Origin of the sequence: Stenotrophomonas sp. RIT309 (assembly GCF_000632045.1) — a bacterium.
GTDB lineage: Bacteria > Pseudomonadota > Gammaproteobacteria > Xanthomonadales > Xanthomonadaceae > Stenotrophomonas > Stenotrophomonas indicatrix.
Genome location: NZ_JFYS01000019.1, coordinates 57,047 through 76,306 on the forward strand (window position 1 = coordinate 57,047; position 19,260 = coordinate 76,306).

The following is a 19,260-nucleotide window of genomic DNA, read 5'->3' on the forward strand; positions in this document are numbered from 1 at the left end:
TCACTCCTGCATGACGACCGGTACCGACGTATCCACGGCTGCAGCCACGCGCAGCACATCCCAGTTGGTCATGCGCACACAGCCGTGCGATTCGGTCTTGCCGACATGGCCGGGCACCGGCGTACCGTGCAGGCCGTAATGGGGTTTGGACAGGTCGATCCAGACCCGGCCGACCGGATTGTTCGGGCCGGGCGGAATCGTGGCCTTGCGATCGCCCTTCCTGGCATCCCAGAACAGCTTCGGGTTGTAGTGGAATGGCGGGTCCGGGTAGACGCCGAGGATCTTCCACTCACCGATCGGCAGCGGGTCGTGCTCGCTGCCCGACGATACCGGTACCTGCGCGATCACCTTGCCCTGCGCGTCCAGCAGCTGCAGGGTGGAGTCGGATTTGTCGACCACCAGTTTGGCGGCCTTGGGCAATGCAGCGGGCGCAATGTTGGGCACCTGGATGCGGCTGCCGGCTTTGCTCAGATCCACACCGGGATTGAGCGCCTTCAGCAGCTCCGGTGCGGCATGGAAGCGCTCGCCCAGCGCTTCCTCCACGCTGCTGAAGCCCAGTGCCTTCAGCTTGGCCTGGTCGGCGGGCTTTTTGGGAACCGCAACGAACGGACCGGCCACGTCCTCTGCGGTCAGCGTGTAGCTGGCAAGGGGGCCGACCGAGTCGGCCTGCAGGGCCTTCCAGGTGGCGTCGTCCAGTTCGCCGCTGACCGTCAGTCCGTGCGCTGCCTGGAAGCCGGACACCGCGCGGCGTTGATTGCTGCCCACTTCGCCATCGATTTCGCCCGGAGAGAAATTGGCGCGGTCCAGAAGTACCTGGGCGTGCAGGGGCGAGTGCGCCGCTGTATCCGGGCCGGCCTTTTCGGCGATGGGTGCTGGCAGGCCGGTGGGCGGGGGCGTCTGCGCAAAGGCAGGCGACATCAGCAGCGACAGGGCGAGCAGGGCGGGGCGGCATACGGGCATGGGCATCTCCAGGCAGATCACGCCTCCACCCTGCCCGTAGACGCTGCGCAGCCGCCGTGAAAGAAAACTGATGCCAGCATGAGCAGTGGGGCCGCGCCGCCGGGCCATCCTCCCGCGGCAGAAGCGGGAGGCCGGGTCTCACCAAGGTGAACGGCTTCCGACGCAGTCGAGCGGGAGGCGATCAAGATTCCCGGCTGGCGGGCCGATATGGGCGCATCCCCCCCGTTTTGGATTCACCCCATGAACTACTTGAGGAACGTCAGGGTCGCCTGGCGTCTTGGGCTTGGCTTTGGCCTGTTGTTGCTGCTGGTTGCCGCCGTGGTCGCTACCGGTGCCACCGCCACCATGGTGCAGAAGCGCGCGATGGAGCAGGTGGTCGAGGTCGGCGTAGCCAAGGTGCGGCTGCTGTCGGAGATGCTTGATGCCAACAACCAGATGATGGTCGTGCGACGCGAGATGCTGATCCGCCAGGGCGAAGACCGTGCCAACGACGAGCAGCGCATCGCCGCTCTGGTCAAGCGCTACGAGGCCAGTTGGACGGCCTACCAGGCCCTGCCCGGCGATGCCGAAGGCAAGGTGATCGGCGAGACCATCGCCGCCAAGCGCGCGCTCGCCCGTCCGCTCAACAAGCAGACCAGCGAACTGATGGAACAGGGCGATTTCCCCGGCGCCGTGGCGCTGACCCTGGGCCCGGTGCAGGAAGCGGCCAATGGCTGGAACAAGGCGCTGGCCGATGGCGTGGCCTATGAAGAAAAGGAAAGCCGCGAGGCCGCTGCCGAGGCGATCCGCCTGGGCGAGCGCAGCCTGCTGCAGCTGCTGGTGCTGGGTGGCGTGGCGCTGCTGGCAGGCATCGCCGCATCGGTACTGATCGGTCGCAGCATGACCGGCCCGCTGGCGCGTGCAGTGCAGCTGGCCGAACGCCTGTCCAAGGGTGAACTGGACCAGGAATTCCGCCTGGGTGGCCGTGACGAGCTGACCCAGCTCGGCGAGGCCATGGCCAGCGTGCGCCAGAGCGTTCAGGCCGCCATCGGCGCGCAGCTGCAGATGGCCGAGCAGCATGAAGCCGGCGCGATCCGTTACCGGATGGACGCCAGTGCGTTCCCCGGCGACTTCGGCCGCATGGTGCAGGCCACCAACCACCTGGTCGAATCACACGTGCAGGTGCAGCTGCTGATGGCCGAGGTGATGCAGCGCTATGCCATCGGCGACCTCAGCCGCGATCTGCCCGAGTACCCGGGTGAGAAGGGCACGCTGACCCGTACCCTGGCGGCGGTGAAGCAGAGCCTGATGGCGATCAACGCGCAGATCGATGAACTGGCCCGTGCCGCGCGCGCTGGCGATTTCAGCGTGCGTGGCGACGCTGCGGCATTCCAGTACCAGTTCCAGGCGATGGTGAACCACCTCAACGGCATGATGGCCAGTTCGCAGGCCAGCATCGCCGATGTCTCCGATGTGCTGCGCGCCATCTCGCATGGCAACCTCACCGCGCGCATGGAGGGCGAGTACGAGGGCGTGTTCGCGCGCATGCGTGACGATGCCAATGCCACCACCACGCAGCTGACCGGTATCGTGCGTGGCATCCAGGTGGCCGCCGACAGCATCAACAACGCGGCACAGGAACTGGCGGCCGGCAACAACGATCTGTCGCGCCGTACCGAACAACAGGCCGCGAATCTGGAAGAGGCTGCCGCCTCGATGGAAGAGCTGACCTCGACCGTGCGCCAGAACGCCGAGCTGGCACGCCAGGCCGACAGCGAAGCGCATGCGGCCGGCGTTGCCGTGCGCGAGACCGAGCAGGCCATGGCGCAGATGGCCACGGTGATGGGCGAGATCGACCAGTCTTCGGCGCGCATTTCGGAAATCTCCACGGTGATCGATGGCATCGCCTTCCAGACCAACATCCTGGCGCTGAACGCTGCAGTGGAAGCGGCGCGTGCCGGCGAACAGGGCCGCGGCTTTGCGGTGGTGGCCAGCGAAGTGCGCACGCTGGCACAGCGTGCCGGTGTCGCTGCCAAGGAGATCAAGGAGTTGATCGAGGACGCCGCTGCCAAGGTGCAGAGCGGTCTGGCCGTGACCGTGGAATCGGAAGCCGCCATTGCCCGCGTGGCCCAGGCGAGCTCGCGTACCACCCAGCTGATGAGCGACATCGCCGCCGCCAGCAAGGAACAGGCGGCCGGCATCGAGCAGGTCAACCAGGTAGTGGTGCAGATGGACCAGGTAACCCAGCAGAACGCCGCGCTGGTGGAAGAGGCGACCGCTGCCAGCCGCGCGCTGGAAGAGCAGGCGCATGCGCTGACCACGTCGGTGTCGGTGTTCCAGCTGGAGCAGGGAGCGCGCATGCCCATCGTGCCTGCACGCGCGGCGTAAGCCAACGGCAGCGCGATGTTGGATGGCGCCCTGCATGCGATGACCCGCATGCAGGGCGTCGATGCACGCAACGGTTGAGGGCCGCTAGCGCCCGCGTGCCGAGCGTTCGATCAACCAACCGGCCGCGTACAGCAACAGCAGGGTTGGCGGAACCAGCACCGCATACGCGGTCGACCAGGGCTTGCCGTACAACAGGCTGCCTGCGCCGATGGCATCAAGCGCGGCGGACTGCAGGGTGATGGGGAGTGCCATCAGGATGTAGGTACCCTTCGGGTCGGCGTCTGTCTGCGCGCCGTGGACCAGCCACGCGGTCAACAGCAGGTAGACCACGCACAGCGCAAGGCCTGTCCAGCTCAGAAGTCGTCGCATCTTCATCTGCAGGCCTCCTGTCAACGGACGTCGAAGCGGGCCTGCAGGGGCAGGCTTACATTCCGCAACAGATCCCTGACCACCACCTGCGCGGTCCACGTGCCCTTCGGGTCACCTGCCTCGGCGACGAACTTCAGCTGCACACTGGTCATGTACAGCAGGGTTGGCGGGCCGGGCAGGGCGGCAGTGAAGCAGGGAACATCGCGTTCGTCGACACTGGTACTGCCGTCCGGGCGAAGCATGCGCAGATCGCAGTGCACCTTGGGTACGCGGTTCTCATCCAGTTGCGGGTTGGACAGGAATGTCAGCAGGAACAATTCTCCGCCCAGGTGGACTTCGCTGGCCTCGGTAAAGCTGGGAGTGCTCTCCGGTGGAGTTTCCCACTTGGCCCGCCAGTCGGCGTCGGAGGTGACCAGCAGGGATGCTGCAAAGCCATCGCTGGATTTCATGGCATCGGTCTGCGGCACCGCCTTGCCGTCGCCATTTATCCAGCCATCGCTGGCAAAGGTGGTCAGTGGCAGCATCAGGGCCATCATGGCCAGTGCGTAGGTCCCTCGCATCAACGCTCTCCTTGGTAGCCGCATCCTGCGGCGGAGCCGGCAGTATCGCGCAACCTTCGCCGGCACAGCAGAGGGAGAGCCAGGAAGAGGTTCCTTCGCCTGCCGATCCGGGCGATGCTTGCCAGCAAAGGAGCTGGCATGGGAACGGGACGTGAGGAAAAAACAGGGCTGTGATGCCGCGTCGGCCGCGCCGCTGCACGTACTGATGCTGCCAGGCCTGGATGGCACCGGCAGCATGTCGACCCCGTTGCTGTCCGCACTGCAGGCTCATGGGCTGACGACGCAGGCGATCGCGCTGCCTGCGCAGGGCGGGCAGGATTACGCCACGCTTGCCAGATGGCTGTGGCCGCAGCTGCCCCGCCACCCCTTCATCCTGCTTGCCGAGTCCTTCTCGGGGCCGTTGGCAGTCGAGCTGGCCGCGCGCCAGCCCGCAGCGCTGCGCGGACTGGTGCTGGCCGCGACCCTTGCGCGCCGGCCCGTGCCATTGCCGGCAGCCGGCGCGGCACTGCTGTCACCGGCCTGGCCGGTGCCTCCCGTGGCGATGCTGGCGCGCCTGCTGCTGGGGCGGTGGCGCACCGGCGAGCACATGTCGATGCTGCGCGCTGCGTTGGCTCAGGTTCCAGCGACCACGTTGCGGCAGCGCGCCGCAGCGACCCTGCGGGTGGACGTACGCGCATTGCTGCCGCAGATCGGGGTGCCGACGCTGTGCCTGCAGGCGGGTCATGACCGGCTGCTGTGGCCGCCGAGCGTAGCCGAGCTGCAGACCCTGCTGCCGGACGCGCGGCACGTGGCCCTGGACGGGCCGCATCTGCTGCTGCAGGCCTGTGCCGAACCGGCCGCCGCGGTGGTGGCCGGTTGGGTGAGGGCGCTGCCCGCTACCGGCTAACTGCCGGCGCGGGTGCGTGCGGCCTTCTTCGCCGCGGTCCTGCGTACCGCCTTTTTTGCTGCACGGGTCTTCGCGGCCTTCTTCGCTGCGGTGCTGCGTGAGGCGCTCTTCTGCGTTGCCTTCCCGGCGGCCGCCTTCTTTGCAGGGACCTTCGCAGGCGCCTTCTTCACCACCTTCTTTGCAGCAGTCTTCCTGGTGGCGGCCTTCTTCGCAGGCGTCTTCTTCGCAGCGGTCTTCTTCGCCACCTTCTTCGCCGGCGCCTTGCTTGCGGAAGCCTTCTTCGCCGTTGTCTTTCTGGCCACCTTCTTCGTTGCCTTGCGCGCGCTGCCGCTGCGCTTGCCACCACCATCCTGCTTGTTCACGGTGGCCCAGGCGATGCGCTCGGCGGTGCCTTCACTGGCACCGCGTTCGCGCTCGCTCTCTTCGATATGCTCGGCCTGGCGCTTCTGCTTGTCGGTATAGGCGGATTTGTCACCACGGGGCATGGGGATTCTCCTGTCGGATGGTCAGGCCAGCAGGCGCAGCTTCGGCTCGCGTGCCCACTGGCGGGTGGCGGCAGCGGCGAGGAAGGCCTTGCTGTCTTCGGCCTCGACGGTACCGGCATCGTTGCCGACGCGCGCTGCCTTCAACAGGGCCTGCGCGCCTTCGTCACTGGCGATGGCTTTCAGGTGCGCCCAGGCATCGCTGACAAAGCCCACGGCTGCCGCTTCCTTGGCCAAGGCCTTGCCGGCGTCGGCACTCAGCACGACCGCCACTGCGTCGAACACTACCGACGGGGTACCGGCCAGCTGTCCATCGGCGGCCTGCGTTTTGCCGTCGCTGAGCGTGGCACCGCCAATTTTCGGCGCGACCAGCTTGACGCTGGCGCCGGCCTTTTCGGCGGACTTGCGCAGATTGGCGATCACCCGTGCATCGGAGCCCTCGTCGAACAGGATGCCGATGCAGCGCCCCTGCAGCAGGGGCTTGTTGCGGCCGATCACGCGGACCTCGGGTGCGGCGGGCAGGTCCTGTGCAGGGGTTGCCGTCGGTGCCGGGGCGGGCAGCGTGCCCAGTGCCAGCCCGTCGGCCACGCGCTTGGCCAAGCCTTCGTCGATGTTGCGCAGATGGCTGACGGTGCGCACGCGCACCTTCTCGGTTTCCACCTTCGACAGCTCGAACACCAGCGCCGAGGCCAGGTGCGCCTGTTCCGGTTTTTCCAGGCTGCGGAAGAACATCCGCGCCTGGCTGTAGTGGTCGGCAAAGCTCTCCGCGCGGGTGCGGCCCTTGCGCCCATCATCGGCGCTGGCGTGGCTGCGGAAACCGGCGGGCGTCTCGCGCGGGCTGTCTTCCTGCAGCGAACTGGGGTCGTAGGCCACGCGCCCCTTCGGCACCTGCATCTGCATGTGGCCATCGCGCTGATGGTTGGCGAACGGGCACTTCGGTGCGTTGATCGGAATCTGGTTGAAGTTCGGTCCGCCCAGGCGGATCAGCTGGGTATCCAGATAGGAGAACAGCCGCCCCTGCAGCAGCGGGTCATTGCTGAAATCGATGCCCGGCGGCACGTTGGCCGGGCAGAAGGCGACCTGCTCGGTCTCGGCGAAGAAATTGTCCGGCCAGCGGTCCAGCACCATGCGTCCGATCACCTGCAGCGGCACCAGCGACTCGGGGATGATCTTGGTCGGGTCCAGGTGGTCGAACGGGAAGCCATCGGCCTGTTCTTCGGTGAACAGCTGCACGGCCAGCTCCCACTCGGGGAAGTCGCCGCGCTGGATCGCCTCGAACAGGTCGCGGCGGTGGAAATCGTTGTCGGCGGCCTGCAGCTTCAGCGCCTCGTCCCAGACGGTGGACTGCAGCCCGAGCTTCGGCCGCCAGTGGAACTTGACGAAGGTGGAGTTCCCTTCCTCATCCAGCAGGCGGAAGCTGTGGATGCCGAAGCCTTCGATGGTGCGCAGCGAGCGCGGAATCGTGCGGTCGCTCATCGCCCACATGATCATGTGCATCGATTCGGGCATCAGCGAGACGAAATCCCAGAACGTGTCGTGTGCGCTGGCTGCCTGCGGGAAGGCGCGGTCCGGTTCCATCTTCACCGCATGGATCAGGTCGGGGAACTTGATCGCGTCCTGGATGAAGAACACCGGAATGTTGTTGCCGACCAGGTCCCAGTTGCCTTCCCTGGTGTAGAACTTCACCGCGAAGCCGCGCACGTCGCGCGGGGTGTCGACCGAGCCGGCGCCGCCGGCAACGGTGGAGAAGCGGGTGAACACCGGCGTCTTCACCCCGACCTCGGTGAGGATCTTCGCCCGGGTCACCTTGCCCAGCGAGCGGGTCAGTTCGAAGAAGCCGTGGGCAGCCGAACCGCGCGCGTGGACGATGCGCTCGGGAATACGCTCGTGGTCGAAGTGGGTGATCTTCTCGCGCAGCAGGAAGTCTTCCAGCAGGGTGGGGCCACGCGGTCCCTGGCGCAGGGAGTTCTGGTTGTCGGCAACCGGAATGCCCTGGTTGCTGGTCAGTACCGGATGGGCGCCTCCTGCGAGCTGATGCAGTTCATCGCCCTGGCCGCGGCTGTCACGGTCGGCGGAGGTGGTGGCGGGAGCGCGCTTGCCGGTCGGCTTGCTGGCGGCCATGGAGGATCTCCTGGAGCGGGTAGGGGGCAGACTCCAGACAGTGGCGCCGCCGGCGTTAATGCACGGTCCCGTGGGAGTGAACGCGCAGACAAATCGGCGGCTCGGGTATGCTTGCCGCATGCGAGTCGAACCCGCCGACATCGAAGCCCTGTTCGACGCCATTCCGGACGTGCTGTTCTTCATGAAGGACCGCCAGGGCCGCTACACCTACGTCAACCAGACCATGCTGCGACGGCTGGGCCTGCGTGCGCGCAAGGACGTGATCGGACGCACCGCGGCCGAGATCTACCCCACCGGCCTGAGTGCGGACTATGTCGACCAGGACGCACGCGTGCTGTCCGGCGAGGTGATCGAGAACCTGATGGAGCTGCACCTGTTCGCCAACCGCGAACCGGGCTGGTGCCTGACCTGCAAACGCCCGCTGCTGGTGGACGGGCAGGTCGAGGGGCTGATCGGCATTTCCCGAGACCTCGGCCAGAAGGACAGCCTGGGGACCCAGTACGAGCAGCTCCGTCTGGCCTTGGCCCACCTCAATACGCACTACGCCGAGAACGTGCGGATGCAGACGCTGCTGGACATCACCGGGTTCTCGTTGTCCAAGCTGGAGCGCAGCTTCCGCAAGGTGTTCCAGATGACGCCGCAGCAGGTGCTGACCCGGCTGCGGATCCAGATGGCCATGCACCTGCTGCATGGCAACGAGAGCATTGCCTGCATCGGCCAGGCCTGCGGTTTCAGCGACCAGAGCGCGTTCACCCGCAAGTTCAAGGCTGAAACCGGTTTCTCCCCGCGCGCCTACCGCGCCCGTATCGGCGGCAATGTCGGCGAGCCGGTACCGGCCTGAGTTTCCTGCTGCGCTGTGCCTATCCCCGCGGCGGCTGGACACGGTAAGGTGTCGCCCTTGTAGCCGCCGCCAGCCCTGCCGATGCCCGCCACCCCCGATACGACCGCTTCGCCCTCCCGCCTCGGCCATTCGCTCAAGCCACGCCAGCTGATCATGATGGGGCTGGGCAGCGCCATCGGCGCCGGCCTGTTCCTCGGCTCCGGCGTGGGCGTGCAGGCGGCCGGCCCGGCGGTGCTGGTGTCCTACCTGGTGGCCGGTGCGCTGGTGATCATCGTGATGAACGCGCTGGGTGAAATGGCCGCGGCCAAGCCGACCAGCGGTGCGTTCTCGGTGTATGCGGCCGATGCCATGGGCGCCACCGCCGGTGCCACCGTGGGCTGGCTGTGGTGGGTGCAGCTGGTCATCGTGATCGCCGCCGAGGCAGTGGGTGCGGCCGGGTTGCTGGCCACGGTCTGGCCGGTGGTGCCGGTACCGATGGCGGCATTGGCCTTCATGCTGTTCTTCACCGCGATCAACCTGCTTGGGGTGAAGAACTTCGGCGAGTTCGAATTCTGGTTCGCCATCCTCAAGGTGGCGGCGATCCTGGCCTTCATCGCCGTGGGCGTGGCGCTGCTGATGGGCTGGCTGCCGCAGGTGGCCTCGCCGGGCCTGAGCAACTTCACCGAGCATGGTGGCTTCGCACCGAAGGGCCTGGCCGGCATCGGCGCGGCGCTGCTGGTGGTGGTGTTCGCCTTCGGTGGCACCGAAATCGTGGCCGTCGCTGCGGCGGAGACCGAAGACCCCGAGCGCAGCATCGCCCGTGCCATCCGCACCGTGGCCTGGCGCATCCTGGTGTTCTACATCGGTTCGCTGAGCGTGATCATCGCCGTGGTGCCGTGGACCAGCGAAGCGCTGAAGTCGCCGTTCGCCGCGGTTCTCGATGTCGCCAATATCCCGGGCGCGGCCACCGCCATCACCCTGATCGCGGTGATCGCCCTGCTGTCAGCGCTCAATGCCAACCTCTACGGCGCCTCGCGCATGATGTATTCGCTGGCGCAACGCCGCGAAGCACCGGCCGTGCTGGGCTGGACCGATCCGCGCCAGGTGCCGGTGATCGCGGTGCTGGCCAGCGTCCTGTTCGGCTTTGCTGCCACCATCATGGAACTGCTGTTCCCGGACAAGGTGTTGCCGGTGCTGCTGAACATCGTCGGTTCCACCTGCCTGCTGGTGTGGACGTTGTCGCTGGTCTCGCAGCTGGTGCTGCGCCGTCGCGCCGACCGCCTGGGCACGCGCCTGCCGTTCCGCATGGCAGGCTTCCCGTGGCTGACCGTCTGTGCGCTGGCGATCCTGGCGCTGATCTTCGGCCTGCTGCTGAGTGAAGCGCATACGCGCCTGCAGTTCCTGTCGATGGTGGCGCTGACGGCGACCATCGCGGCCAGCAGCGCCATCGCCCGGCGCATGCGCGAGGCGTGATGGGGCCGCCGGGCATGGCCCGGCGCTACCGATACGCCGCGCCCACATTCCGCGTGCCATCCTGATCGCGTGGGCCATCACCGGCCCGACGAACGGGAGCACCGCATGCTGCGCAGCCGTCCCTTCCTGATGTTCACCGGCCAGGCCGAAGGGGCGCTGGCCCTGTACGCCGAAGCCTTCGCCGAATTCCGCCTGCTGGCCCTGCAGCGCCACCCGGACGGGGCGGGCGCGGGCGTGCCCGGGCAGGTCCGCCAGGCCATTTTCCTGCTCGGCGGCACCCACTACCTGTGCTTTGACAGCCTGGATGTGCACGACTTCACCTTCACGCCCTCGATGTCGCTGTTCGTCGAGTGTTCCGGCGCTGAATCATTCGAGCGTGCCGCGCGCGTGCTGGGTGACGGCGGGCACTGGCTGATGCCGGTGGGCGAGCAGGATTTCAGCAGCCGCTACGGCTGGGTGCAGGACCGCTTCGGCGTGTCGTGGCAGTTGAGTCTGGGGCAGATGCCCGACCCGTGACGCGTTCTGCCGCTGCGCTCGCCGGGCATGGCCCGGCGCTACCGGAAAACAAGAACGGCCCGCTTGCGCGGGCCGTTCTCATTTCCGATGCCGCGATGGCTTACGCCTCGACTTCATCATCCTTGTAGGCATCGACCGGGATGCAGGCACACATCACGTTCTTGTCGCCGTACACGTTGTCGACGCGGGCGACCGGCGGCCAGTACTTCTGCAGCTTCAGGCTCGGCAGCGGGAAGGCGGCCAGCTCGCGCGGGTAGGCGTGGGTCCACTCGCTGGCGGTCACGGCCGTGGCCGTGTGCGGGGCGTTCTTCAGCGGGTTGTCCTCGCGGTCCAGGCGGCCGTCTTCGATCGCGGTGATCTCTTCGCGGATCTGGATCATCGCGTCGATGAAGCGGTCCAGCTCGTGCAGCGATTCGCTTTCGGTCGGTTCGACCATCAGCGTGCCGGCCACCGGGAAGCTCAGGGTCGGGGCATGGAAGCCGAAGTCGATCAGGCGCTTGGCCACGTCTTCGGCACCGATGCCGCTGGTCTTCTCCAGCGGACGCACGTCCAGGATGCACTCGTGCGCGACCAGGCCGTTGCGACCGGTGTACAGGGTCTTGAAGTGCGGGGCCAGGCGCTTGGCAATGTAGTTGGCGTTGAGCTGGGCGACCTGGGTGGCCTTGCGCAGGCCCTCGGTGCCCATCATCGCGATGTACATCCAGCTGATCGGCAGGATCGAGGCGCTGCCGAAGCTGGCGGCGCTGACCATGCCGACCGGACCGTTGTCACCCAGCTTGCCCGGCAGGAACGGGGCAAGGTGCGACTTGACCGCACACGGGCCAACGCCCGGGCCGCCGCCGCCGTGCGGGATGCAGAAGGTCTTGTGCAGGTTCAGGTGCGAAACGTCCGAACCCCACTTGCCCGGCTTGGCCACGCCGACCAGGGCGTTCATGTTGGCACCGTCGGTGTACACCTGGCCGCCATGCTTGTGGATGATCTCGCAGATCTCCACCACCTCTTCCTCGAACACGCCGTGCGTGGACGGGTAGGTCATCATGATCGCGGCCAGGCGGTCGCTGTACTTCTCGGCGTTGAGACGGATGTCTTCGACGTCGACGTTGCCGTTGGCATCGGTCTTGGTGACCACGACCTTCATGCCGCACATCTGCGCCGAGGCCGGGTTGGTGCCATGCGCCGAATCCGGGATCAGGCAGATGTCACGGTGATCTTCGCCACGCGAGCGGTGGTAGGCGCGGATCGCCAGCAGGCCGGCGTACTCGCCCTGCGCCCCGGAGTTCGGCTGCAGGCTGACGGCGTCGTAGCCGGTGCACTCGACCAGCATCGCTTCCAGCGAATCGATCAGTTCCTTGTAGCCCAGCGCCTGCTCGGCCGGCACCAGCGGGTGGATCTGCGAGAACTCCGGCCAGGTCACCGGGATCATTTCGGCGGTGGCGTTGAGCTTCATGGTGCACGAGCCCAGCGGGATCATCGTGCGGTCCATCGCCAGGTCCTTGTCGGCCAGCGAACGCAGGTAGCGCAGCAGTTCGTGCTCGCTGTGGTGGGTGTTGAACACCGGGTGGGTCAGGAACGCGGACTGGCGCAGCAGGCCGGCCGGCAGCGCATCGGCGGTGCTGGCATCGAGCGCGTCCACATCAACGGTGGCACCGAACAGCGCGCCTACGGCGACGATGTCGGCGCGGGTGGCGGTCTCGTCCAGGCTGATGCCGACCGAACTGCTGTCGATCGCACGCAGGTTGTAGCCGGCGGCACGGGCCTTGGCATGGATCGCGTCGGCGTCGACACCGGTGACGTGCAGCGTGTCGAAGAAGTCGGCACCGACCTGCACACCGGCAGTGCGCAGCGCGCTGGCCAGGATGGCGGCCAGGCGATGGGTGCGGCGGGCGATGCGGGTCAGGCCTTCCGGACCGTGGTAGACGGCATACATCGAGGCCATCACCGCCAGCAGCACCTGTGCGGTGCAGATGTTGGAGGTGGCCTTCTCGCGGCGGATGTGCTGTTCGCGGGTCTGCAGGGTCAGGCGGTAGGCCGGGTTGCCCTGTGCGTCGATCGAGACGCCGATCAGGCGGCCCGGCATCGAACGCTTGTAGGCGTCACGGCAGGCCATGAACGCAGCATGCGGGCCACCGAAGCCGAACGGCACGCCGAAACGCTGGCTGTTGCCGACCACGATGTCCGCACCCCATTCGCCCGGGGCGGCCAGCAGGGTCAGTGCCAGCAGGTCAGTGGCCACGGCCACCAGGCCGCCGCGCGCGTGCACGGCATCGACCAGCGCCTTGTAGTCGCCCACCTGGCCGAAGGTGTCCGGGTACTGCAGCAGCAGGCCGAAGGCTTCCGCTTCCAGCGCTTCGGCCGGGGTGCCCACGCGCAGCACGATGCCCATGGGCTCGGCGCGGGTGCGCAGCAGTTCCAGCGTCTGCGGGTGCACGGCGTCGTGCACGAAGAAGGTGTCCGACTTCGACTTGGCCGAGCGCTTGGCCAGGGTCATCGCTTCAGCGGCGGCCGTGGCTTCGTCCAGCAGCGAGGCGTTGGCGATTTCCATGCCGGTCAGGTCGGCGCACAGGGTCTGGAAGTTGATCAGCGCTTCCATGCGGCCCTGCGAGATTTCCGCCTGGTACGGGGTGTAGGCGGTGTACCAGGCCGGGTTTTCCAGGATGTTGCGCAGGATCACGTTCGGCGTGTGGGTACCGTAGTAGCCCTGGCCGATGAAGCTGCGCAGCACGGTGTTCTTGTCGGCGATCGCGCGGATCTTCGCCAGCGCCTGCACTTCGGTGATCGACTCCGGCAGCGCCAGCGGTGCCGGCGACTTGATCTTGGCCGGCACGATGGCATCGGTCATCGCATCCAGCGAGGCGTGGCCGATGACGCCGAGCATCTGCGCGATCTCGGCATCGTTGGGGCCGATGTGGCGCTCGACGAACGCCGAATGGTGCTCGAGCTCACGCAGGGAAGGGGTGTTCTGGGACATGGCGAAGGATCCGTCAGGAAAGGGCACACGCACGGGCACAAGCCGCCGGTCGGCGGTCTGCGGGCGCCCCTCTGTCCTTTTGCCTGAGAGTTTAAAAGCGCGGAAAACCGCAGCTTCGTGCCCCTTCGGCGCCGGATCGAACCGGTCTCTCCAGAGTTCTGTTACGGGTGGTATCGGGCCTGAGCGATTACGGGCGTTGCGCCTTCGGCAGCGGTGACCTGCTTCTCCCACCGTGTTGCCCGCCGATTATAGCTCGTTGCCGGCGCCTGACGGTGGCCCGGGCTGGCCTCACGGGGCTGAATGGCCGATGGCCCGGGCGTGCGTTCTGTGCATCCGTGCATGGCATCGCGCGCATTCCCCACCTATGATGGTGGGATTCTCGTATTCATCTGGCGCCGTCCCTGCTGCAGGGGATCGGCGCCCGCCGTGCGTGTCATGCATGGCCCTGCCGGACGCTTGCCCGATGACCGCCGCCGTTGCTCCTTCCACCCGCCGCATGGCCCTGTTGCTCGCTGGCCTGGCCATGTTCGGTCCGTTCTCGATCGACACCATCTTTCCCGCGTTTCCGCAGCTGGCCCAGCGCCTGGCGGTGGACGAGGTGGCGGTGCAGCAGACCATCAGCGTCTACCTGCTGTTCTACGGCCTGATGAGCCTGGCCCATGGCCCGCTGTCCGATGCGTGGGGACGCAAGCGGGTGATCCTCGGCGGCCTGGTGATCTTCGTCGGCGCCTCGGTGGGCTGTGCGTTGTCTACCGACCTGACCACGCTGCTGGCGTTCCGCGCACTGCAGGGCCTGTCCGCCGGCGTGGGCATGATCGTCGGCCGCGCGGTGATCCGCGATCTGTACCACGGCCACGACGCGCAGCGGCTGATGAGCCAGGTGTCGATGCTGTTCGGTATCGCCCCGGCCATCGCGCCGATCATCGGTGGCTGGATCCTGCTCAGCGGTGCCGGCTGGCCGCTGATCTTCTGGTTCCTGGTGGTATTCGCGCTGGTGCTGCTGGCGGCCACCGCGCGCTTCCTGCCGGAAACCCATCCGGTGGAGGCGCGGATCGCCCTGTCGCCACGCACGTTGCTGCGCGATTACGTGCGCATCGGCTTCAACCCGCGGTTCCTGCGCCTGGCCCTGGCCGGCAGCATCGGGTTCGGCGGCATCTTCCTGTACATCTCCTCGGCGCCGGCCATCGTGATGCAGCACCTGCATCTGGGTGAAGGTGGCTTTGCGTGGTTGTTCATTCCCACCATCGGCGGCATGACCACCGGTTCGTTCCTGTCCGGGCGCATGGCCGGGCACAGCACACCGACCCGGCAGGTCGCGCTCGGTTTCACCCTGTGTGCGGTCTCTGCCGTGCTGAACATCGGCTACGTCACCCTGGCGCCGCAGTTCGCGCTGCCGTGGGCGGTGATGCCGATCTTCCTTGGCGGCATGGGCATGGCGCTGATCTTCCCGATCCTGGCGCTGGCGGTGCTGGACATGTATCCGCTGCAGCGCGGCCTGGCGTCGTCGCTGCAGGCGTTCGTGCAGCTGATGATCAGCACCGTGGTGGCCGGCGTGGTATCGCCGCTGCTGCACAACAACCCGCTGCACCTGGCACTGGGACAGGCGGGCTTCTTCGCGGCCGGCTTCGTGTTCTGGTACTGGGAGCACCAGCGCGAGCGCGCATCAGAGGCAGCCAGCACGGCGCATTGAGCGTCGTGCAGGGGTAGGGCGCGTCATCACGCGCGGATCCGTTGCGGCGCTGCGGGCAGGGATTAGGCTGGGGTTTCCAGCGAGCCGGTTCGTGGGTGCACGACAGCCAGCCATTCCGATGTCGTCGCATGAGGTACCCGCATGGCTGCGCAGCAGACCTACCGCCTGTTCGAGGTGGCGCTGAAGGAGCGCCGCGTTCTTTCTCCTTCTTTGGACCGCATGGTGTTCACCGGCGCCGACGTGGCGCACATGAAGACCGAAGGCCCGGACCAGCGTATCAAGGTGTTTTTCCCCTTGCCCGGCCAGGACGCGCCGGACGTGCCCAGCGGCGAAGACTGGTATGCCCGTTACCGGGCACTGCCTGATGACGCGCGGCCGCCGATGCGCACCTTTACCCTCCGCCAGCTGCGTGCCGGCGAGTGCGAGGTCGACGTCGACTTCGTGCTGCATGGCCAGACCGGACCGGCCTCGCGCTGGGCCACGCATGCACGGCCGGGCGACCGCGTGGTGCTGCTGGCCCCCGATGCCGACTGTGCGGACAGCAGCGAGGGCTGGGAATGGAAGCCGCCAGCCGGGGTAGGCCAGGTGCTGCTGGTGGCCGATGAGACCGCATTGCCGGCGGTGGCCGGCATCCTCGAGGAACTGGCCGGGCTGGCCGATCCGCCGCGCACGCTGGCCCTGCTGGAGATCGCCCAGGCCGGTGATGCGGTGCCGCTGAAGGCACCGGCCACGGCCGAACTGGTGTGGTTGCCACGCGGGCAGCAGGCCCATGGGCAGCGGTTGCTGCAGGCAGTACAGGCGCGGCTGGCGGCGGCCGCGACCGTCGCCGGGGCTGCCGAGCTGGACGACATCGACGTTGATGCGCAGATCCTGTGGGAGCAGGCTGACGCCAGCGCGGACGGCGCGCTGTATGCCTGGGTAGCGGGCGAGGCCGGCGCGGTGATGGCGATCCGCCGGTATCTGCTGAAGGACTGCGGCCTGGATCGCCGCGCGATCACCTTCATGGGGTACTGGCGGCAGGGGCGGGTACTGGACTGAGCCGCTACCGCACGGGCGTGAACCGGCATGCAGGGGGTGTGGGTTATCCTTGCGCCCCCGCAATGCAAGCCCCACTGATGTCGACCTCTTCCAAATCCCGCCGCGACCAGCGCCGTCGCCAGGAACAGCAGGCTGCCAACAAGGCCGCCGCCACCGCCTCGCCCGTCGAGCCGCACGCCGAGCTGCGCGACACGCAGCGCACGCTGCTGGCCGGCATCGTCCGTCGCGATGGCGAATGGGTGCTGGGCATGGATGGCCGCATCGCCGGCCAAAGCGAGAGTGCGGCCCAGGTACTGGCGCTGATCATGCAGGCCGGTGAACTGCACGAACGGCAGGGCACGCCGGTGCGCCTGATCTATTCGGATGCGCTGCGCGATGCGGCGCAGGCCGAAGCCAACGAGAAGGGGCAGACCTTCGAGGAATTCAAGGCCGCGCTGGCCGCGCAGCTGGCGGCGAAGAAGAGCAACTGATCGTCATCGCGGTAGCGCCGGGCCATGCCCGGCGGCTTTTCATTACGCCGCTGCGCTCGCCGGGCATGGCCCGGCGCTACCGAAACGGAAAAGGGCGGATCCTCGCGGATCCGCCCTTTTTTCATTTCGCCGCCGGTGCCGCGTTGGCCTGCCAGCCGCACATCTGGCCTTCGTTCTGCTGCTTCAACCAGGCATTGACCGGGCTGAAGTACTCGATCATCGGGCCGGCATCGAGCTTGTCCGAGCCGGTCAGTTCCTTCAGCGTGGCCTGCCACGGCTGGCTGGCACCCTTGCTCAGCATCGCCCAGTACTTCTGGCCGGCTTCCTTGTTGCCGTAGAAGGTGCACTCGTGCAGCGGGCCCTTGAAGCCGGCGGCATCGCACAGGCCCTTGTAGAACTGGAACTGCAGGATGCGCGCCAGGAAGTAGCGGGTATACGGGGTGTTGCCCGGCACGTGGTACTTGGCACCCGGGTCGAAGAATTCCTCGCCACGGGCGCTGGCCGGGGCCACGCCCTGGTACTTGGCCTTCAGGTCCCACCATGCCTTGTTGTAGTTGTCCGGGGTGATCGAACCATCGAACACGCCCCAGCGCCAGCGGTCGATCATCAGGCCGAACGGCAGGAACGACACACCCGACAGCGCCATGCGCATCTGGTTGTTGATGACCGCTTCGCGGCTCTCGGTCGGCGCGTCGACCAGCCCGATCGAGCTGAGGTACTTCGGCGTCATCGCCAGCACGATGGTGTCGCCGATCGCTTCATGGAAGCCATCGTTGGCGCCGCCCTGGAACAGCGGCGGCAGCGGGTTGTAGGCCAGGTCGTAATAGATGTGGCCCAGCTCGTGGTAGATGGTGGTGAAGTTCTCTTCGTTGGGCTTGATGCACATCTTGGTGCGCACATCGCCTTCCATGTTCATGTCCCACGCACTGGCGTGGCAGACCACGTCGCGGTCATCGGGCTTGATGAACTGGGTCTTGTCCCAGTACGACTGCGGCAACGACGGCATGCCCAGCGATACGTAGAAATCCTGTGCACGCTCGGTCATCTGCTTGGCGGTGCGCAGTTCGGCCTCGCGTTGCGCCTTGTACTGCGCGGCTACGTTCGCATCCTTGCCGGCCTTGGCCAGCGCCGCGCTCAGGTTGGTCTGGTACTGCTTTTCCAGCGCTGCAGTGATGTCCAGGCTGCCGGCGCCCGGGTACGGTTCCAGCTGGTCCCACAGGTTGGACCAGTCCTGCTGCCACATGTTGCCCATCAGGTGCGCGGCGATCAGGCCGTTGCCCACCTCGGCCTTGTCCTTGCCATAGGTCTTGTCCAGCTTGCCGCGCGCGTAGCAGTGCAGCTGCTCGTACATCGGCTTGACCTGTTCCCACAGGCGATCGGTTTCCGGGCCGATCTGCTCCGGCGGCATGTCATAGCCACTGCGCCACATCTGCCCGGCATCGGTGAAGCCCATGCCCTTGGCACCTTCATTCACCAGGCCGACGAACTTCTGGTAATCACCGCGCATGCTCTTGGTGGTGCTGTGCCAGCCCTGCCAGGCATCGAGCTGCTGGTCATAGTCGCGGCTGCGCGCCAGCACCTGCTCCAGTTCGCCCAGCTGGCGGCAGGAGTTGGGATCGTTGGCGTCGGTGCAGTACTTGCCTGCGCCGTAGCTGCCTTCCATGCGGGTGGCGATCTGGGTCAGTTCGGCCAGCTTGGCCGGGTCGCGCGGCGCCGGCATCGACGACATCAGCTTCAGCAGGTGGATCGCGCGCTTGCTGTCTTCGCTCATCGGCTTGCCGTCGAACTTGCCGGCCTGCTCGATCCAGCTGTTGAGCTGGGTCAGCGAACGCTCGTTGGCCTTGGCCGCGATGCGCTCTGAATCGCTGTTGATGTAGGTGGAGGACAGCCACTGCGCCGAGGTCATCTCCGGGTAGGCCGCCTTGAATTCGGCATTGATGCGGGCCACGAACTGGTCAGCGGTTTCGCCGGCCGCTGCGCTGCTGCTGGCGGTCTCGGTGCCTGGGGCGGCTTCCTTCTTGCAGGCGGCCAGGGCCAGCGTGGCGGCGGCGATTGCCGAGGCCAGCAGGAGATGACGGTGTTTCACGGGCGATCCTTGGGTGGTGAACGACCGCCGAAGGCTAGTGGGCAGGCGTTGCCACCGCAAGTGGCGGAAGTCGGCCGGGCGGCGCCCAGGGACCGCGACATCGCATGCGCGCTGTCGCTCCCACGCTTCGCTGCGCGAAACGTGGGCCCCATTTACCAGCTCCCAGACCCCCGCCGCTTCGCGGCCGCCCCCTGACTCAGGGGGCTCTGCCCCAGACGCAATTCGGTGATGGCAGTAGATCCACGCCATGCGTGGATGAGATCTGTCAGAAATCGAGACTCAAATTCGGATCCGACCCCGTGCCGACCAACGGTCGGCACCCACCAACAGCAGCGGAAATCTGTCGAAGGCGGGGTGGGTCCGGTTGCGGGGGCGTGAGCGCCATGGGCCCGAGGTATGCCTCGGGCGGGTTGGGCAGGACGCCCAACCCCGGTCTTGCCGTGTGCGCAGGAAA

Annotated in this window: 15 protein-coding genes and 1 riboswitch; of the genes, 8 read left to right on the forward strand and 7 right to left on the reverse strand. The window is 67.1% G+C overall.

The genetic code is table 11. From position 1 onward, the window contains the following. Positions 1-966, reverse strand: coding sequence for a murein L,D-transpeptidase (locus BW38_RS08690; protein WP_032976615.1), 966 nt, complete (start codon positions 964-966; stop codon positions 1-3). Positions 967-1,200: 234 nt separating this feature from the next. On the opposite strand from BW38_RS08690, the gene BW38_RS08685 reads away from it, so the two are divergent. Beyond that, positions 1,201-3,327: a methyl-accepting chemotaxis protein gene (locus BW38_RS08685; RefSeq protein ID WP_032976616.1), complete on the forward strand. Its 2,127-nt coding sequence runs from the start codon at positions 1,201-1,203 to the stop codon at positions 3,325-3,327. Between the two features lie 84 nt (positions 3,328-3,411). Here the strand turns inward: BW38_RS08685 and BW38_RS08680 are convergent, their stop codons facing one another. Together BW38_RS08680 and BW38_RS08675 are read right to left on the reverse strand one after the other, a co-directional pair. Next, positions 3,412-3,702, reverse strand: a complete 291-nt coding sequence (locus BW38_RS08680; protein WP_032951973.1) for a hypothetical protein — start codon at positions 3,700-3,702, stop codon at positions 3,412-3,414. 14 nt (positions 3,703-3,716) lie between these two features. Continuing rightward, positions 3,717-4,256, reverse strand: coding sequence for a hypothetical protein (locus BW38_RS08675; RefSeq protein ID WP_032976617.1), 540 nt, complete (start codon positions 4,254-4,256; stop codon positions 3,717-3,719). Positions 4,257-4,407: 151 nt separating this feature from the next. Between BW38_RS08675 and BW38_RS08670 the strand changes: the two genes are divergently transcribed. Then, positions 4,408-5,142: an alpha/beta hydrolase gene (locus tag BW38_RS08670; protein ID WP_235189959.1), complete on the forward strand. Its 735-nt coding sequence runs from the start codon at positions 4,408-4,410 to the stop codon at positions 5,140-5,142. Here the strand turns inward: BW38_RS08670 and BW38_RS08665 are convergent. Continuing rightward, complete coding sequence (locus BW38_RS08665) at positions 5,139-5,627, reverse strand: hypothetical protein (RefSeq protein ID WP_032976618.1); 489 nt, start codon at positions 5,625-5,627, stop codon at positions 5,139-5,141. The genes BW38_RS08670 and BW38_RS08665 overlap by 4 nt on opposite strands. A 21-nt stretch (positions 5,628-5,648) precedes the next feature. Further along, positions 5,649-7,745, reverse strand: a complete 2,097-nt coding sequence (locus BW38_RS08660) for a catalase (RefSeq protein WP_032976619.1) — start codon at positions 7,743-7,745, stop codon at positions 5,649-5,651. Positions 7,746-7,863: 118 nt separating this feature from the next. Here BW38_RS08660 and BW38_RS08655 point away from each other — a divergent pair, with 118 nt between their 5' ends. From BW38_RS08655 to BW38_RS08645, 3 genes are all read left to right on the forward strand, one after another. Continuing rightward, on the forward strand, positions 7,864-8,586 hold the full coding sequence (locus BW38_RS08655; RefSeq protein ID WP_025877061.1) for an AraC family transcriptional regulator: 723 nt from the start codon (positions 7,864-7,866) through the stop codon (positions 8,584-8,586). Between the two features lie 75 nt (positions 8,587-8,661). After that, complete coding sequence (locus BW38_RS08650) at positions 8,662-10,038, forward strand: amino acid permease (RefSeq protein WP_025877063.1); 1,377 nt, start codon at positions 8,662-8,664, stop codon at positions 10,036-10,038. A gap of 105 nt (positions 10,039-10,143) precedes the next feature. After that, positions 10,144-10,554 (forward strand): VOC family protein, encoded by a 411-nt coding sequence (locus tag BW38_RS08645; RefSeq protein WP_032976620.1) that lies wholly within the window; start codon positions 10,144-10,146, stop codon positions 10,552-10,554. 100 nt (positions 10,555-10,654) lie between these two features. On the opposite strand, the gene gcvP is transcribed toward BW38_RS08645, so the two are convergent. Then, positions 10,655-13,522, reverse strand: coding sequence for an aminomethyl-transferring glycine dehydrogenase (gene gcvP / locus BW38_RS08640; protein ID WP_025877067.1), 2,868 nt, complete (start codon positions 13,520-13,522; stop codon positions 10,655-10,657). A 61-nt stretch (positions 13,523-13,583) separates the two neighbouring features. Then, positions 13,584-13,686: riboswitch (glycine riboswitch) on the reverse strand. 299 nt (positions 13,687-13,985) lie between these two features. Here gcvP and BW38_RS08635 point away from each other — a divergent pair. From BW38_RS08635 to BW38_RS08625, 3 genes are all read left to right on the forward strand, one after another. After that, a complete protein-coding gene (locus BW38_RS08635; protein ID WP_025877069.1) occupies positions 13,986-15,212 on the forward strand; it encodes a multidrug effflux MFS transporter in 1,227 nt (408 codons plus the stop codon). Positions 15,213-15,353: 141 nt separating this feature from the next. Beyond that, positions 15,354-16,250: a siderophore-interacting protein gene (locus BW38_RS08630; RefSeq protein WP_032976621.1), complete on the forward strand. Its 897-nt coding sequence runs from the start codon at positions 15,354-15,356 to the stop codon at positions 16,248-16,250. A gap of 77 nt (positions 16,251-16,327) precedes the next feature. After that, on the forward strand, positions 16,328-16,720 hold the full coding sequence (locus BW38_RS08625) for a hypothetical protein (protein WP_025877073.1): 393 nt from the start codon (positions 16,328-16,330) through the stop codon (positions 16,718-16,720). 121 nt (positions 16,721-16,841) lie between these two features. On the opposite strand, the gene BW38_RS08620 is transcribed toward BW38_RS08625, so the two are convergent. Continuing rightward, positions 16,842-18,806 (reverse strand): M2 family metallopeptidase, encoded by a 1,965-nt coding sequence (locus BW38_RS08620; RefSeq protein WP_032976622.1) that lies wholly within the window; start codon positions 18,804-18,806, stop codon positions 16,842-16,844. Positions 18,807-19,260: the final 454 nt, after the last annotated feature.

Excerpts from the sequence above, each read along its gene's own strand:
- BW38_RS08690 (WP_032976615.1), bottom strand. The coding sequence starts at position 966 with ATGCCCATGCCCGTATGCCGCCCCGCCCTGCTCGCCCTGTCGCTGCTG.
- BW38_RS08685 (WP_032976616.1), top strand. The coding sequence starts at position 1,201 with ATGAACTACTTGAGGAACGTCAGGGTCGCCTGGCGTCTTGGGCTTGGC.
- BW38_RS08680 (WP_032951973.1), bottom strand. The coding sequence starts at position 3,702 with ATGAAGATGCGACGACTTCTGAGCTGGACAGGCCTTGCGCTGTGCGTG.
- BW38_RS08675 (WP_032976617.1), bottom strand. The coding sequence starts at position 4,256 with ATGCGAGGGACCTACGCACTGGCCATGATGGCCCTGATGCTGCCACTG.
- BW38_RS08665 (WP_032976618.1), bottom strand. The coding sequence starts at position 5,627 with ATGCCCCGTGGTGACAAATCCGCCTATACCGACAAGCAGAAGCGCCAG.
- BW38_RS08660 (WP_032976619.1), bottom strand. The coding sequence starts at position 7,745 with ATGGCCGCCAGCAAGCCGACCGGCAAGCGCGCTCCCGCCACCACCTCC.
- BW38_RS08655 (WP_025877061.1), top strand. The coding sequence starts at position 7,864 with ATGCGAGTCGAACCCGCCGACATCGAAGCCCTGTTCGACGCCATTCCG.
- BW38_RS08645 (WP_032976620.1), top strand. The coding sequence starts at position 10,144 with ATGCTGCGCAGCCGTCCCTTCCTGATGTTCACCGGCCAGGCCGAAGGG.
- gcvP (WP_025877067.1), bottom strand. The coding sequence starts at position 13,522 with ATGTCCCAGAACACCCCTTCCCTGCGTGAGCTCGAGCACCATTCGGCG.
- BW38_RS08635 (WP_025877069.1), top strand. The coding sequence starts at position 13,986 with ATGACCGCCGCCGTTGCTCCTTCCACCCGCCGCATGGCCCTGTTGCTC.
- BW38_RS08630 (WP_032976621.1), top strand. The coding sequence starts at position 15,354 with ATGGCTGCGCAGCAGACCTACCGCCTGTTCGAGGTGGCGCTGAAGGAG.
- BW38_RS08625 (WP_025877073.1), top strand. The coding sequence starts at position 16,328 with ATGTCGACCTCTTCCAAATCCCGCCGCGACCAGCGCCGTCGCCAGGAA.